At 65.3% G+C, this 14,035-nt stretch carries 13 protein-coding genes; 11 read left to right on the top strand and 2 right to left on the bottom strand.

Features of this window, described 5'->3' with window-relative positions:
* Positions 1 to 7: 7 nt before the first annotated feature.
* The 4 genes from L0962_RS03070 (at position 8) to L0962_RS03055 (ending at position 3,863) form a co-directional block, all read left to right on the top strand.
* A complete protein-coding gene (locus L0962_RS03070) occupies positions 8 to 1,453 on the top strand; it encodes a carbonic anhydrase (RefSeq protein ID WP_234084014.1) in 1,446 nt (481 codons plus the stop codon).
* A gap of 100 nt (positions 1,454 to 1,553) precedes the next feature.
* Complete coding sequence (locus tag L0962_RS03065) at positions 1,554 to 2,204, top strand: protein-L-isoaspartate O-methyltransferase (protein ID WP_234084012.1); 651 nt, start codon at positions 1,554 to 1,556, stop codon at positions 2,202 to 2,204.
* Entirely contained in the window at positions 2,204 to 2,527 is a 324-nt protein-coding gene (locus L0962_RS03060; protein ID WP_234084009.1) for a rhodanese-like domain-containing protein, read from the top strand. The genes L0962_RS03065 and L0962_RS03060 overlap by 1 nt, the downstream gene beginning before the upstream one ends.
* Positions 2,528 to 2,534: 7 nt before the next feature.
* Positions 2,535 to 3,863: a TolC family outer membrane protein gene (locus L0962_RS03055; protein ID WP_234084006.1), complete on the top strand. Its 1,329-nt coding sequence runs from the start codon at positions 2,535 to 2,537 to the stop codon at positions 3,861 to 3,863.
* Here the strand turns inward: L0962_RS03055 and waaA are convergent.
* Both waaA and waaC read right to left on the bottom strand, forming a co-directional pair.
* Positions 3,829 to 5,142 (bottom strand): lipid IV(A) 3-deoxy-D-manno-octulosonic acid transferase, encoded by a 1,314-nt coding sequence (gene waaA, locus L0962_RS03050; protein WP_234084003.1) that lies wholly within the window; start codon positions 5,140 to 5,142, stop codon positions 3,829 to 3,831. The two genes, L0962_RS03055 and waaA, sit on opposite strands and share 35 nt — an antisense overlap.
* Positions 5,139 to 6,089, bottom strand: a complete 951-nt coding sequence (waaC, locus tag L0962_RS03045; RefSeq protein ID WP_234084001.1) for a lipopolysaccharide heptosyltransferase I — start codon at positions 6,087 to 6,089, stop codon at positions 5,139 to 5,141. Before waaC ends, waaA begins: the two co-directional genes overlap by 4 nt.
* A gap of 40 nt (positions 6,090 to 6,129) precedes the next feature.
* Here waaC and L0962_RS03040 point away from each other — a divergent pair, with 40 nt between their 5' ends.
* From L0962_RS03040 to L0962_RS03010, 7 genes are all read left to right on the top strand, one after another.
* Positions 6,130 to 6,900 (top strand): glycosyltransferase family 2 protein, encoded by a 771-nt coding sequence (locus L0962_RS03040; protein ID WP_234083999.1) that lies wholly within the window; start codon positions 6,130 to 6,132, stop codon positions 6,898 to 6,900.
* A 28-nt stretch (positions 6,901 to 6,928) separates the two neighbouring features.
* Positions 6,929 to 7,936 (top strand): NAD-dependent epimerase, encoded by a 1,008-nt coding sequence (locus L0962_RS03035; protein WP_234083997.1) that lies wholly within the window; start codon positions 6,929 to 6,931, stop codon positions 7,934 to 7,936.
* Between the two features lie 10 nt (positions 7,937 to 7,946).
* On the top strand, positions 7,947 to 9,770 hold the full coding sequence (glmS, locus tag L0962_RS03030) for a glutamine--fructose-6-phosphate transaminase (isomerizing) (protein ID WP_234083995.1): 1,824 nt from the start codon (positions 7,947 to 7,949) through the stop codon (positions 9,768 to 9,770).
* A 196-nt stretch (positions 9,771 to 9,966) separates the two neighbouring features.
* Positions 9,967 to 10,797: a symmetrical bis(5'-nucleosyl)-tetraphosphatase gene (locus L0962_RS03025; protein WP_234083993.1), complete on the top strand. Its 831-nt coding sequence runs from the start codon at positions 9,967 to 9,969 to the stop codon at positions 10,795 to 10,797.
* Between the two features lie 61 nt (positions 10,798 to 10,858).
* Positions 10,859 to 12,481, top strand: coding sequence for a sigma 54-interacting transcriptional regulator (locus tag L0962_RS03020; RefSeq protein ID WP_234083991.1), 1,623 nt, complete (start codon positions 10,859 to 10,861; stop codon positions 12,479 to 12,481).
* Positions 12,482 to 12,633: 152 nt separating this feature from the next.
* On the top strand, positions 12,634 to 13,809 hold the full coding sequence (locus tag L0962_RS03015; RefSeq protein ID WP_234083989.1) for an acyl-CoA dehydrogenase family protein: 1,176 nt from the start codon (positions 12,634 to 12,636) through the stop codon (positions 13,807 to 13,809).
* 14 nt (positions 13,810 to 13,823) lie between these two features.
* Positions 13,824 to 14,006: a rubredoxin gene (locus L0962_RS03010; protein ID WP_234083987.1), complete on the top strand. Its 183-nt coding sequence runs from the start codon at positions 13,824 to 13,826 to the stop codon at positions 14,004 to 14,006.
* Positions 14,007 to 14,035: the final 29 nt, after the last annotated feature.

The raw sequence follows: 14,035 nt of genomic DNA, 5'->3' as shown, positions 1-14,035 counted from the left end.
AATCGTCATGCGCCCGCTACCATTCGCCGCATTGCTCGCCGTCCTCCCTGCCACCCTGCTCGCCGCACCGACCTGGCAGACCATCAGCGCCGAACCTGGCAAACGGATCGAACTCGACCGCACGACGATCAAGCGCGAGGGCAACACCGTCCAGGCCCAGGGCCGCGTCGTGCTCGACAAGGAACTGATCGATGCCCGGACCGGCGACGGCTATCGCGTCATCGAGGCAATCACCCGCTACGACTGCGGTACGCGCAACGCCAAGACGATCAAGCGCATCTACAAGAAAAACGAAAACGAAGTCGTCCGCGAAGAAGAGTTGAACGGCGCCGACCTGCCGGTACGCAGCGGCACGCTGGACGACAAGGTACTGCGCGAAGTCTGCCGGCCGCCCAAGGAAAACCTCAACGAACTGGCCGAAAAGGCCAACAAGGCAAGCGCCCAGTTGCAGGAAGCCAACGCAGCCCTGCTCGACAAAACCAAGGACAAGAACAAGGCCAGCGCGATCAAGACCTCGGAAAACGCGGGTAACGAGGCCGTGCCATCGATCCGGCCGAACCTGAAGGCCGCCGCTGAAGCTGCGCAGGCGGCCCAGAAGCGCGAGCCCGAACCGGCCGTCAAACCCGAAAAGCCAGTCACGCCCAGTGCCACGCTGGTGACCCGCAGCGCGGCACCACCGGCCAAACCCCGGCCGATGCCGACGAAACGCCCTGCCGCCGCGGAAGGCGGCTACATGCTGGAAATTGCCCACAGCGAGGAAGCCGCCCTGCAGCACGCCCACCTGCACTGGGATTACGAAGGCGTCGGCGGACCGGAGAACTGGGCCAGGATCGACCCGAAGAACACCCTCTGCGCCAAGGGCGAGCGGCAATCGCCGATCGACATCCGTGACGGCATCCGGGTCGATCTCGAACCGATCAAGTTCGACTATCGCCCGTCACGCTTCCGCATCGTCGACAACGGCCATACGGTCCAGGTCAATGTCGGCGAGAGCCGGATCACACTGACCGGCAAGACCTATGAACTGGTCCAGTTCCACTTCCACCGGCCGTCCGAGGAAAAGATCAACGGCCAGCGCTTTGACATGGTCGCCCACCTGGTACACAAGGCCGACGACGGCCAGCTCGCAGTCGTCGCCGTACTCCTGCAACAGGGCGTCGAGCATCCACTGATCCAGACGCTGTGGAACAACCTGCCCCTGGAAAAGAACCTGACGGTCGAGCCGCCCAGCGCAGTCGTCAATCCGGCCGACCTGCTACCGGAACAACGGACTTACTACACCTACATGGGTTCGCTGACCACCCCGCCGTGCACCGAAGGTGTGCTGTGGCTGGTCATGAAAACCCCGGTCGGCATTTCCGATGAGCAGATCCGCATCTTCAGTCGCCTCTATCGCAACAACGCTCGACCGGTTCAACCCCTGCGCGACCGCCTGATCAAGGAAAGCCGCTGAGCGCCGCGCCGGCATGCCGGCGCATTCCTTCGAGGTATAATCCGGCTTTATTCGAACAGATATATTAGCTTGTGCTAATATTTTGCTTGCGGAGACCCCCATGAATTTCGAACAAGCCCGTTTCAACATGATCGAGCAGCAGATCCGTCCCTGGGATGTCCTGGATCCGCAAGTGCTCGACCTGCTTTTCGTCGTCAAACGCGAGGACTTCGTGCCGGCCGCCTACCGCAACCTGGCCTTCGCCGACATGGAAATCCCGCTCGGCAGCGGCCAGAGCATGCTGGCACCGCGCGTCGAAGCCCGCCTGTTGCAGGAACTGAACCTGCGCAAGAGCGATCGCGCGCTGGAAGTCGGCACCGGCAGCGGCTACATGGCCGCGCTGCTGGCTGCCCGCGTCGAACACGTCGTGACGCTGGAAACCGACGCCGAACTGGCCGCCAGCGCACGCGACACCCTGCAGCGCGCCGGCATCGCCAACGTCAATGTCGAACAGGCCGACGGTCTCCAGGGCTGGGCCGCCCGTGCGCCCTACGATGTCATCGTGCTGTCGGGCGCCGTCCCCGCCGTCCCGCAGGCGCTGCTCAAGCAACTGCGCGTCGGCGGACGTCTGGTAGCCGTCGTCGGCAGCGCCCCGGTCATGGAAGCCCAGTTGATCACTTGCGTCGGCGAAGGCGTCTACAACACGATCAACCTGTTCGAAACCGTGGTTCCCGCGCTCAACGTGCCGGCCAAGGCCGAATTCGTCTTCTGATGAAACAGCTCGGACCGGTGCAACTGGCCGAATGGCTGGCCGACGAAAGCCGTCCCCGGCCGGTTCTGGTCGACGTCCGCGAACCCTGGGAAGTCGAACTCTGCCGCATCGAGGGTGCCGAGCACATTCCGATGCACACCATTCCGCTTCGCGCCGGCGAACTGCCGGCCGACCGCGACGTAGTGGTCATCTGCCACCACGGCGGACGCAGCATGCAGGTTGCTTTCTTCCTCGAGCGCCAGGGCTTCGCCTCGGTGCATAACCTGGCCGGCGGCGTCGAAGCCTGGGCCTGCGAGGTCGATCCCGGCATGCGCCGTTATTGAGGTCACCATGAAACGTCTGTCCGGCTGCTTGTTCCTTTCCTTGTTCGCTGCCCAGCTCCACGCAGCAGACCTGATGCAGGTCTACCGCGAGGCGCAGGACAACGACCCGAACTTCGCGGCCGCCCGGGCGACGCTGGATGCCGGCCGGGAAAAGGCGCCACAGGGGCTGTCCGGACTGCTGCCCAGCCTGTCGCTGTCGGGCAATACCTCGTGGAACGAGAACCAACTCTCGACCCACAACGGTCCGACCTTGATGAAACCCAACTACAACGCCAACGGCTGGCAGCTGACACTGTCGCAACCGGTCTTCCGCTGGCAGAACGTGGTGGCCTACGATCAGGCAAAGCTGCAGGTGGCACAAGCCGAAGCCAACTTCGCCCAGGCCAGCCAGGATCTGATCCTGCGTGTCTCGCAGGCCTATTTCGACGTGCTCTACGCCAGCGAAAACCTGGCCGCGCTGCGGGCCAACAAGGCAGCCATCGCCCAGCAGCTGGAATTGGCGAAGAAGAGTTTCGAGGTCGGCACCGCCACGATCACCGACACGCACGAGGCACAGGCCCGTTACGACCTCGCATCGGCCCAGGAAATTGCCGCCGACAGCGAACTGGAACTGCGCCAGCGCACGCTGCAGGCGCTGATCGGCAAGGAAACCGGCCCACTGGCACCGACCCGCAAGGATGCGGAGATCCTGCCGCCCGAACCGGCCGACATGAACCGCTGGGTTGCCGCTGCCGAAAGCGACAGCCTGGCCGTGCAGGCTCAACAAGCCGCTGCCGACATCGCCGAACGGGAAGTCTCGCGCCAACGGGCCGGCCACTACCCGACCCTCGACCTGGTGGCCAACCACGGCTACAACAAGACCTACAACAGCATCAACGGCAGCCAGTTCGACACCGATTTCAGCAACATCGGCCTGCAATTGAACATTCCGCTATTCCAGGGCGGCGCCGTGCTGTCGAAACAACGCGAAGCCGCCGCCAACCGCAACGCCGCCCAGTCCGGCCTCGAAGCCAGTCGGCGCAATGCCGCGCTGGCCGCCCGCCAGTACTACCTCGGCGTGGCCAACGGCCTGGCCCAGATCAAGGCATTGCGCGCGGCCCAGGCCTCGTCGCTGTCGGCCCTCGAATCGAACAAGCTGGGTTATGAAGTCGGCGTGCGCATCAACATCGACGTGCTGAACGCCGAAAACCAGGTGTATACGGCCCGCCGCGACCTGGCCAAGGCGACTTTCGACACCCTGATGGCCCAGTTGCGGCTGAAGGCGGCTGTCGGCGCGCTCGACGAGACCGCGCTGCAACAGGTCAACGCGCTGCTCGACCCGTCGTCCGCGCAATAAGCGCCAGCGTCCGCCCCACCGCACCGCGGTGGGCTGCGGCAAAAGCCTGACTGGCCGCGCGCATCGCAGCCAATTCCGTTTCTCCGCTCGCCTCGCTTCCCGTGCTTTTCTGCCCGAGCAGACAGTCGACCGCAAGCGCCAGCGCATCGACATCACCCACCCGCCGCGCCGCACCGGCCGCGATCGCATCCTCGGTCGCCCGCTGGAAATTGAAAGTATGCGGCCCGATCACCACCGGACAGCCACAAGCCGCCGCCTCGATCAGGTTCTGCCCGCCGAGCGGCAGCAAGCTGCCGCCGATGAAGGCGAGATCGGCCAGCGCGTAGTAAGCCACCAGCTCGCCCATGCTGTCGCCCAGCCAGACAGCATCGCCGGCTTCCGGCAAGCCCTCGCTGCGGCGCCGGAAGGGCACGCCTTCGCGCTGCAGCAATGCGGCCACCTCGGCGAAGCGCTGGGGATGGCGCGGGACCAGCACCAGCAGCGCCCCCGGCACCGCCAGTTTGCGCCAGGCGGCCAGGATCAGCGGCTCCTCGCCCTCGCGGGTGCTGGCCGCCAGCCACACCGGGCGATTGCCGACGGCCTGCCGCCAGTCGCGGCCGAGCGCCAGCTTGTCGGCCGGCGGCACGACATCGAATTTCAGGTTGCCGCAGACGTCGACCGCAACCGCCCCCAGCGCGCCGAGACGCTGCGCATCCTCGGCCGTCTGCGCGGCCGTCCCGGCCAGCGCGGCGAAAGCCGGCCGGACCAGTGCACCGACCTTGCCGTAGCCGCGCGCCGAACGCGCCGACAGGCGCGCATTGACCAACATCACCGGCACACCGCGTCGTTGTGCCGCCGCCAGCAGGTTGGGCCAGATCTCGGTTTCCATCAGCACGCCGAACGCCGGGGAAAAATGCCGCAGGAAGCGGTCGACCGCAGCAGGATAGTCGTAGGGCAGATAGGCCTGGATCAAGCGCTCGCCGCAGGCTTCGGCATAGACCTCGCGCCCGGCGGCGCGGCCGGTCGGCGTCATGCCGGTGAGCAGCAGGCGATGCTCCGGCCAGCGAGCCAGCAGGGCCTCGATCAACGGCTGGGCGGCACGGGTTTCGCCCACCGATACGGCGTGCACCCAGAGAATCGGCCGGTTTTCCCCCGAATCCGCCCGTTGACCGTAGAAGCCGTAACGTTCGCCGACATTCCGCAGATATTCCGGCTGCTTTCGCCCGCGCCACAACAAGCGCAGCCAGATCAGCGGCGTCAGCAGATAGAGCAGCAGCGAATAGGCGATGCGCGCCATCACAACACCGCCTGCAGTTCATCGAAGACCGACTGCACCGTCGGCACCTGGGCCTTGCCGCCGAGATTGCGCCAGAAGCCGCTGCCGAGCACGCCGGTCAGCCCCGGGTCGGTCGCCGTGTACAAGGCCACCGTCGGCACCGCCAGCGCGACCGCCAGATGGGTCAGCCCGGTATCGACGCCGACCGTCGCCCGGCTGCCGGCCAGCACCGTGGCCAGCGCCGGAATGCCCAACGGCGGCGCCGCGACGGCACCGGGCATGCTCGCCGCCAGACGTGCCGCGCGCTCGCGCTCGACGGGACTGCCGCCGGGCAGCACGGCGGCGATGCCGCGTTCGGCCAGTTGCCGGCCGAGCGCCGTCCAGCGCGCCTCCGGCCACAACTTGTCGTCGCGACTGGTTGCGGTCAACAGCACGACATAAGGCTTTTCCGGCAACCACGGCAAGGCTTCATCCGGCGCGGCGATGCCGTAGTCCGGCTCGCCGGACAGTTCGTAGCCGAGCGCCAGCGCGGCCAGCTGGCGGTTGCGGACAACCGCATGCAAATGGCGATCGACACTGAACGTCCGGTCGTAAAAGCGCGCCGCCAGCGGTTCGCGCGCCGAATCGGCGGCATAGCCGGCCTTCGGGCCGCAGGCCTGACGGGCGAACAGCGCGCTTTTCAGCAGGCCCTGAGTGTCGATGACCAGATCGTAGGGATTTTCGCGCAAATTGCGGCGAAATTCGGCGATCTGCCGCCAGGTATCGCCGTTCAACAGGTTTTTCCGCCAGCGCCGGATGGCCACCGGCACGATGCGCAACACGTCCGGGTGCAAGGCCGGGATCGCCGCGAAATTCTCCTCGACGCACCAGTCGACCGTGACCCCGGGGAAATGCCGGCGGATGTCGCCGACCACCGGCAGGTTGTGGATGACGTCGCCGAGCGAGGAGGTTTTCACGAGCAGGATGCGCATCGGCGGATAGAATGTCGGCTTTGCAAAACCGCGATTATAAATGCCCACCCAGCGCCAGCCGCTTTCCGTCGCCATCATCACGCTGAACGCCGCTGCCCAGTTGGCCGCCTGCCTGGACAGCGCGGCCTTTGCCGATGATATCGTCGTCGTCGATTCGGGCAGCACCGACGGCACCGTCGAATTGGCCGAAGCACGCGGCGCGCGGGTCGTCCAGCAGGAGTGGCTGGGTTTCGGGCCGCAGAAGCAGTTCGCCGTCGAGGCGGCGAAACACGACTGGGTGCTGTGCCTGGATGCCGACGAGCGCGTCTCGCCAGAACTGCGCACCGGCATCGAAAACGCGCTGCAGGCGCCGTCGACCGCCGCCTTCCGCTTTGCCCGCTGCAACCGTTTCCTCGGCCGCTACCTGAAGCACGGCGAAGGCTACCCGGACTGGTCGCTGCGCCTGTTCGACCGCCGCCGCGCCCGCTGGTCGGCCGACGCGGTGCACGAAAAGGTCGTCGCCGACGGCCCGGTCGGCACGCTGGCCGGCGACCTGCTGCACGATTCGGCCGAAACGCTGGCCATCTATCTGACCAAGCAGAACCGCTACACCTCGCTGGCCGCCGAGATGGCACTGGCCGCCGGCAAGCGGGCCAGCTTCGGCCGCCTGTTTTTCAGCCCGCTGATCCGTTTCATCAAGTTCTACCTCGTTCGCCAGGGCTTTCGCGACGGCCTGCCCGGGCTGGTGCATATTGCCATCGGCTGTTTCAACAGCTTCATGAAATACGCCAAGATGCTGGAGAAACAGCTGGCCGACCGCCCCGCGCGGTAAAATCCAACCTTTGCCCAATGTTGACCGCATGAAAATCCTCGTCACCGGCGCTGCCGGATTTATTGGCTGCGAAACCGCCTTGCGCCTGCTCGAGCGCGGCGACGAGGTGGTCGGCATCGACAACCTCAACGACTACTACGAAGTGGCGCTCAAGGACGCCCGGCTGGCCCGGCTGAACGGCCGTCCCGGCTTTCGCTTCGTCAAGTTCGACATCGCCGACCGTCAGGGTGTTGCCGAACTGTTCGCCACCGAAAAGTTCGACCGCGTCGTCCATCTGGCCGCCCAGGCCGGCGTCCGCTATTCGATCCAGAATCCGCACGCCTACGCCGACAGCAACCTGCTCGGCTTCGTGAACATCCTCGAAGGCTGCCGGCACAATGCCGTGCAGCACCTGGTCTATGCGTCGAGTTCGAGCGTCTATGGCGGCAACCGCAAGATGCCGTTCTCCGAGCACGACAGCGTCGATCACCCGGTCAGCCTGTACGCGGCGACCAAGAAGGCCAACGAGCTGATGGCGCACACCTACAGCCACCTGTACGGCCTGCCGACCACCGGCCTGCGCTTCTTCACGGTCTATGGTCCGTGGGGCCGGCCGGACATGGCGCCCTTCCTGTTTGCCGGCGCCATCCTGCGCGGCGAGCCGATCAAGGTGTTCAACCACGGCGACATGAAACGCGACTTCACCTACATCGACGACATCGTCGAGGGCGTGATCCGCGTCGTGGACAAGCCGGCTGCGGTCGACGCCGGCTACGACCCGATTTCCGCCGACCCGGCGAGCAGCAATGTGCCGTACCGCGTCTTCAACATCGGCAACAGCGATCCGGTACCGCTGATGGATTTCATCGGCGCGCTGGAAAGCGCCATCGGCCGGGTTGCCGAAAAGATCTACCTGCCGATGCAGGACGGCGATGTGCCGGCCACTTACGCCGACACCGCCCTGCTCGACGCCTGGGTCGGCTTCAAGCCGGCAACGCCGATCGGCGAGGGCGTTTCCCGTTTCGTCGCGTGGTATCGCGACTACTACCAGCGCTGAGGAAATCACCATGTGCGGCATCGTCGCGGCAGCAGCCGGCAACAACATCGTTCCGGTCCTCGTCGAAGGACTGAAGAAGCTCGAATACCGCGGCTACGACTCGGCCGGGCTGGCGGTGATCGGCGCAGCAACGATCGAACGCATCCGCTCGGTCGGCCGTGTCGCCGAGCTGGAAACCGAGTCGGCCGGCACGATCTCGAGCACCGGCATCGCCCACACCCGCTGGGCAACGCACGGCGTGCCCAGCGAGCGCAACGCGCACCCGCACGTCTCGGGCAGCATCGCCGTCGTCCATAACGGCATCATCGAGAACTACGAAAGCCTGCGCGCTGAACTGAGCGCGCAAGGCTACGTGTTCACCTCGGATACCGACACCGAAACCATCGCCCACCTGATCGAACGCCTGCTGCACAGCGAAAACGACCTGTTTACCGCCGTCCGCCTCGCCTGCCGGCAACTGGTCGGCGCCTATGCGATCGCCGTCATCGACCAGCGCCGGCCGGAAACCGTCATCGTCGCCCGCGAAGGCTCGCCGCTGCTGCTCGGCATTTCGGAAACCGGCAACTACGCCGCCTCCGACGCCTCGGCGCTGCTGCAGGTGACGCGCAACATGGTCTATCTGGAAAATGGCGACATCGCCGAGTTGACCGCAAGCACGGTGCGCATCGCCCGGCTGGACGGCACGCCGGTCGAACGACCGGTGCATGTCTCCGAACTGTCGGCCGCCGCCGTCGAACTCGGCCACTACCGGCACTACATGCAGAAGGAAATCTTCGAGCAGCCGGAAGCGCTGGCCAACACGCTGGAAATCGTCAGTGGCGCAAAAAGCATCCAGCCCGGCATTTTCGGCGCCGATGCCGGCGCGTTGCTCGCCGATATCGACCATATCCTGATCCTCGCCTGCGGCACCAGCAGCCATTCCGGGATGACCGCCCGCTACTGGCTGGAAAGCATCGCCGGCGTGCCGTGCACGGTCGAGATCGCCAGCGAGTATCGCTACCGGACCTCGGTGCCGAATCCGCGGCAACTGGTCGTCGCCATCTCGCAGTCCGGCGAAACGGCCGACACGCTGGCCGCGCTGCGCCACGCCAGGAGCCTCGGCCAGAGCAAAACGCTGGCCATCTGCAACGTCCCGGAATCGGCCATCGTCCGCGAATCGGCGCTGCGTTTCATCACCCGCGCCGGCCCCGAAATCGGCGTCGCCTCGACCAAGGCCTTCACCACCCAGCTCGCCGCGCTGTTCGTGCTGACGCTGGTCGTCGCCAAACTCAGGGGCCGCCTCGACGAAACGCAGGAAGCGACCTTCATCGACCAGCTGCGCCACCTGCCGGTTGCGGTCAACAAGGTGCTGGCGCTGGAAAGCGAGATCGAAGGCTGGGCCCGCCGCTTCGCCGACAAGCAGCACGCGCTGTTCCTCGGCCGCGGCCGGCACTACCCGATCGCCCTCGAAGGCGCGCTGAAGCTCAAGGAAATCTCCTACATCCACGCCGAAGCCTACCCGGCCGGCGAACTCAAGCACGGCCCGCTGGCCCTGGTCGATGCCGACATGCCGGTGATCGCCGTCGCCCCGCACGACGAGCTGCTGGAAAAGCTCAAATCCAACCTGCAGGAAGTTCGCGCCCGCGGCGGCGAACTCTACGTCTTCGCCGACGCCGACTCGGAAATCCCGCACAGCGAAGGCGTGCACATGCTGCGCCTGCCGGAACACTACGGCCAGCTGTCGCCTATCCTGCACGTCGTGCCGCTGCAACTGCTCTCCTACCACGCCGCCCTGGTCAAGGGCACGGATGTGGACAAGCCGCGCAATCTTGCAAAATCGGTGACGGTGGAGTGATGAGGCATCAATATCCACCGACACGCGGTTTGCAGCGCAGGCTAACCTGGCTTGTCCAGGTTAAGGCCGCATCAGCGGCCGGCCGTAGCTACAAGCCGCGTAATCTTGCAAAATCGGTGACGGTAGAGTGATGCGGTATCGTTACCAGCCGACCCGTCGCTCGTTTTTCCCGGTTTTCCACGGTCGACCGCAATAAATGGCCACTTTTGCCGTCGGCGACATCCAGGGCTGCCATGATTCGCTGTGTCGCCTGCTCGACGCCTGCGCCTTCGATCCGGCGCAGGATCGGCTGTGGCTGGTCGGCGATCTGGTCAATCGCGGGCCGCAATCGCTGGCAACGCTGCGGCTGATCAAATCCCTCGGCGATGCCGCGTTGACCGTACTCGGCAATCACGACCTCTACCTGCTGATGGTCGCCGAGGGCGGCGCCCGCTTCCGGGCCAGGGACGACACGCTGCAGGCCATTCTCGACGCCCCCGACCGCGACGAACTGCTCGGCTGGCTGCGTCGGCAGCCGCTGTGCCATGTCGAAGGCGAGTACTGCATGGTGCATGCCGGCCTGCTGCCGCAATGGACTGCCGCCCGCGCCCGCGAACTGGCGCGCGAAGTGGAAGACGCCCTGCAGGGCACCCGGTTCGCCGAATTCATGCAGCAACTGTGGGGCAGCGAACCGGCCGCCTGGTCCGATGATCTGACCGGCTGGGCCCGCCTGCGCGTGATCGTCAATGCGATGACCCGGATGCGCTTCTGCACCGCGGAAGGCGTCATGGAGTTCAAGACCAAGGGCGAAACGGCCAATGCACCGGCCGGCTACCTGCCCTGGTTCGACGCACCACAACGGCGCAGCGCCGACAGCGTACTGGTCGTCGGCCACTGGTCGGCACTCGGCCTGAAACTCACGCCGAATCTGCTGGCACTCGATTCGGGCTGCCTGTGGGGCGGCCAGCTGAGTGCACTGCGCCTGGAAGACCGTCGACTGTTCCAGGTCGACAGCGCCCCCGACGAACGGCAACCGCTGATCCGCTAAACCCCATTTCGGCACATTTACTGCTTGGATTCCGGGAAACTCCTCCGCCCCGGCCCCTGCAGTGAAAAATACAGAACGAAACTACAGCGAGGAAAACCTCGCCGATCAGGAACAATTACTGATCCGTGAAAGCATCCGACTACTCGGTCGCGGCCACGATCCAGCCAGTTCGATTCGCGAGATGCTGCATCTGCTGTCCGAACTGATCGGCTTGAACCGAGGCCGCGTCGTGCTACCCGATCCAGCCGCCGGTGATCTCGCGATACGCCACGCCTACGGGCTGACCCAGGCCGAGATCGAACGCGGGCGCTACGAGCCCGGCGAAGGCATCACCGGTCGCGTGATGCACAGTGGCGAAACACTGATCGTTCAGGACATCGACCACGAACCAGCTTACCTGGCGCGGGCCGTGCCGCGGTCAACGCTGCCGACCGGCACGGTTTCCTTCATCGCCCTGCCGATCCTGATCGAGGCACGGATCATCGGTGTACTCGGCGTGCACCGGCTGCGCCAGCGGCAACGCTCGCTCGGCGCCGATTTACAGATCCTGCGCACGATCGCCGAGTTGATCGGACAGGTCATTCACCTGAACCAGTTGATCGAAGCACGCACCGCGCTGCTCAAGGAAGAAAACCGCACCTTGCGCGCCGAACTGGAGAAGAAGCGCCAGGCACCGGGCAACTTCGGCATCGTTGGCGAAGCACCACAGCTGATGGAGGCGCTCGGCCAGCTCGAGCAGGTTGCCGGCAGCGACGCAACGGTGATGCTGCTCGGCGAATCGGGCACCGGCAAGGAATTGTTCGCCCGAGCGCTGCATTTGCAGAGCCCGCGCCGCGACCGGCCCTTCGTCAAGGTCAATTGCGCGGCGATCCCGGAAACCTTGTTCGAGGCTGAATTGTTCGGCCACGAGAAAGGCGCTTTCACCAGTGCCGGGCAGCAGCGCATCGGCCGCTTCGAGCAGGCCGATGGCGGCACGCTGTTCCTCGACGAAATCGGCGACCTGCCACTGCCGGTTCAGGTCAAGCTGTTGCGCGTGCTGCAGGAAAAAGTCATCGAGCGCCTCGGCGGGCGCAAGGAAATCCCGGTCGACGTGCGCATCGTCGCCGCCACCCATCAGGACATGATGGCGCTGGTCCGCGCCGGCCGTTTCCGACTCGACCTCTATTACCGGCTCAACGTCATCCCGATCCGCCTACCGGCACTGCGCGAACGCAGCGGCGACATCAAGCTGCTGGTCCGCCATTTCGTGTCGCAACTGAACCAGCGCCACCAGCGCAATGTGCTGATCGCCCCGGGCGCACTCTCCAGCCTGGTTTCCTACCCCTGGCCTGGCAACATCCGGCAGCTCTACAACGTCTGCGAACGCATCGTGCTGCTGGCCCGCGGCGACGAGATCGACGAGGCCACGGCAGACTTCGTGCTGGTTACCGAAGCCCAGGGCCAAGCCATCGAGGCGCTTGCCTCGCCAGTCCCGGTACAGCACGGCATCGCCGACGCCACCGGCGATGCCGTGCGAACCTACCAACCGGTCGGCAACGGCGAACGCGCTCAGATTGCTGCCGCCCTGGTCGCCCATGGTGGCAACAAATCGCGTACCGCCAAGGCGCTCAACCTGACCCTGCGGCAGTTGAACTACCGCATTCAGGTGCTCGACATCGCGGTCCCGCGAAAGAACAGAATGTAAACAAATTGTTCACAAAATGTTGATTCATGATTTCCGGGCCCAACAACTAACCGAATGATTTAACAACGAATTTCTGACTGGCATGCGCCTTGCCATTACCTAGGCAACCCGCCCACTTTCCCGGGCATGCCTACCAGATCAGGAGTTCGCCCATGAGCACTGCCACCCTCGCCGCCGCCGAGCACCGCGGCTTCACCCTGCCCGCCCCTTGCGCCGAAGATGACTTGGGCGCCGTCCGTGCCGCGATGGCCACTCACCTGACGCCCAAGGTGCTGGACGTCGATCTGAAGGCCGAATATCCGGAGACTTTCCTGCGTGCCCTCGGCCAGGCCGGTGGCTTCCGTGGTGCCGTCGATAGCGCCTTCGGCGGCAACGGCCTGGGCATGAAGCATGTCGTCCAGGTCATGGAGGAAGTTGCCCGCGAATGCCTGTCCAGCGCTTTCCTGGTCTGGTGCCAGACGGCCTGTGCCCGTTACATCCAGATGTCCGGCAACGAATGGGCGAAGAAGCACTACCTGCCGCGCATCGCCAGCGGCGAACAACTGGCCGGCACCGGCTTGTCGAACACCGTCAAGTCTTGCGACACAATCGAGGACTTCCGCCTCGCCGCCCGCCGCGTCGAAGACGGCTACGTGATCAATGGCGTGCTGCCGTGGGTCTCGAATCTCGGTGCCGATCACGTCTTCGCCACGGGCTGTCCGGTCGCCGGCGAGGACGGCAAGCTGGTCTTCGTGCTGGTCGATTGCGCACAGCCTGGTTTCAAGCTGGTCGATTGCGCCCACTTCATCGGGCTCGACGGCACCCGCACCTTGGCCTGCCATTTCAAGGAAACCTTCATCCCGGACGACATGGTACTGGCCCACCCGAGTGAATCCGAGGCCTACGTCAAGCGCATCAAGCCGGGCATGATCCACGCCCAGATGGGCATGGGACTGGGCCTGATCGAGGCCTGCTGCAAGCTGATGCAGCAGTCGAACAAGACGCTGGCGCACGTCAATCAGTACCTCGACGACCAGGTCGAGGACATCGAAAGCGCACTGCGCGGCGCCCGTGTCGCGGTCTACGACATCGCTGACGAACTTTCCGAAGGCCCCGGCAGCGAGCGGACACTGGATATCCTGAAGCTGCGTCTGGCCGGCGGCGAACTGTCACTGCGCGCCGCCAACGCCGCCATGCTGCATCAGGGCGCCAAGGGCTACCTGGTACGCAATCCGGCGCAACGCCGCCTGCGCGAAGCCTACTTCATCGCCATCGTCACCCCGGCCACCAAACACCTGCGCCGCGAGATCGCGCGTATCGAAGGCGGCCACGAATGCAGCGGCATGTGAGCGAGGAGAAGACGATGAGCGAAACCGTCCAGACCACGCAATGGCTCTGCAAGGTGTGCAACTGGGTGTACGACGAAGCGATCGGCGACCCGGACAGCGGGCTCGCCCCCGGCACCGCCTTCGCCGACATTCCCGACGACTGGTACTGCCCCGAGTGCGGGGTGACCAAGGCCGATTTCGAGCCCCTGGCGTTCTGAAATGGTGAGCCCCGGCCAACAGATGCACC

Source organism: Azonexus sp. R2A61 (assembly GCF_021401135.1).
In the GTDB taxonomy this organism is placed as follows: Bacteria; Pseudomonadota; Gammaproteobacteria; order Burkholderiales; family Rhodocyclaceae; genus Azonexus.
The sequence above is the reverse complement of the archived record's forward strand: the minus strand, read 5'-3'. Positions and strand labels throughout refer to the sequence as shown.

Coding starts and splice junctions, on each gene's coding strand:
- L0962_RS03070 (WP_234084014.1), top strand. CDS start 8: ATGCGCCCGCTACCATTCGCCGCATTGCTCGCCGTCCTCCCTGCCACC.
- L0962_RS03065 (WP_234084012.1), top strand. CDS start 1,554: ATGAATTTCGAACAAGCCCGTTTCAACATGATCGAGCAGCAGATCCGT.
- L0962_RS03060 (WP_234084009.1), top strand. CDS start 2,204: ATGAAACAGCTCGGACCGGTGCAACTGGCCGAATGGCTGGCCGACGAA.
- L0962_RS03055 (WP_234084006.1), top strand. CDS start 2,535: ATGAAACGTCTGTCCGGCTGCTTGTTCCTTTCCTTGTTCGCTGCCCAG.
- waaC (WP_234084001.1), bottom strand. CDS start 6,089: ATGCGCATCCTGCTCGTGAAAACCTCCTCGCTCGGCGACGTCATCCAC.
- L0962_RS03040 (WP_234083999.1), top strand. CDS start 6,130: ATGCCCACCCAGCGCCAGCCGCTTTCCGTCGCCATCATCACGCTGAAC.
- L0962_RS03035 (WP_234083997.1), top strand. CDS start 6,929: ATGAAAATCCTCGTCACCGGCGCTGCCGGATTTATTGGCTGCGAAACC.
- glmS (WP_234083995.1), top strand. CDS start 7,947: ATGTGCGGCATCGTCGCGGCAGCAGCCGGCAACAACATCGTTCCGGTC.
- L0962_RS03025 (WP_234083993.1), top strand. CDS start 9,967: ATGGCCACTTTTGCCGTCGGCGACATCCAGGGCTGCCATGATTCGCTG.
- L0962_RS03015 (WP_234083989.1), top strand. CDS start 12,634: ATGAGCACTGCCACCCTCGCCGCCGCCGAGCACCGCGGCTTCACCCTG.
- L0962_RS03010 (WP_234083987.1), top strand. CDS start 13,824: ATGAGCGAAACCGTCCAGACCACGCAATGGCTCTGCAAGGTGTGCAAC.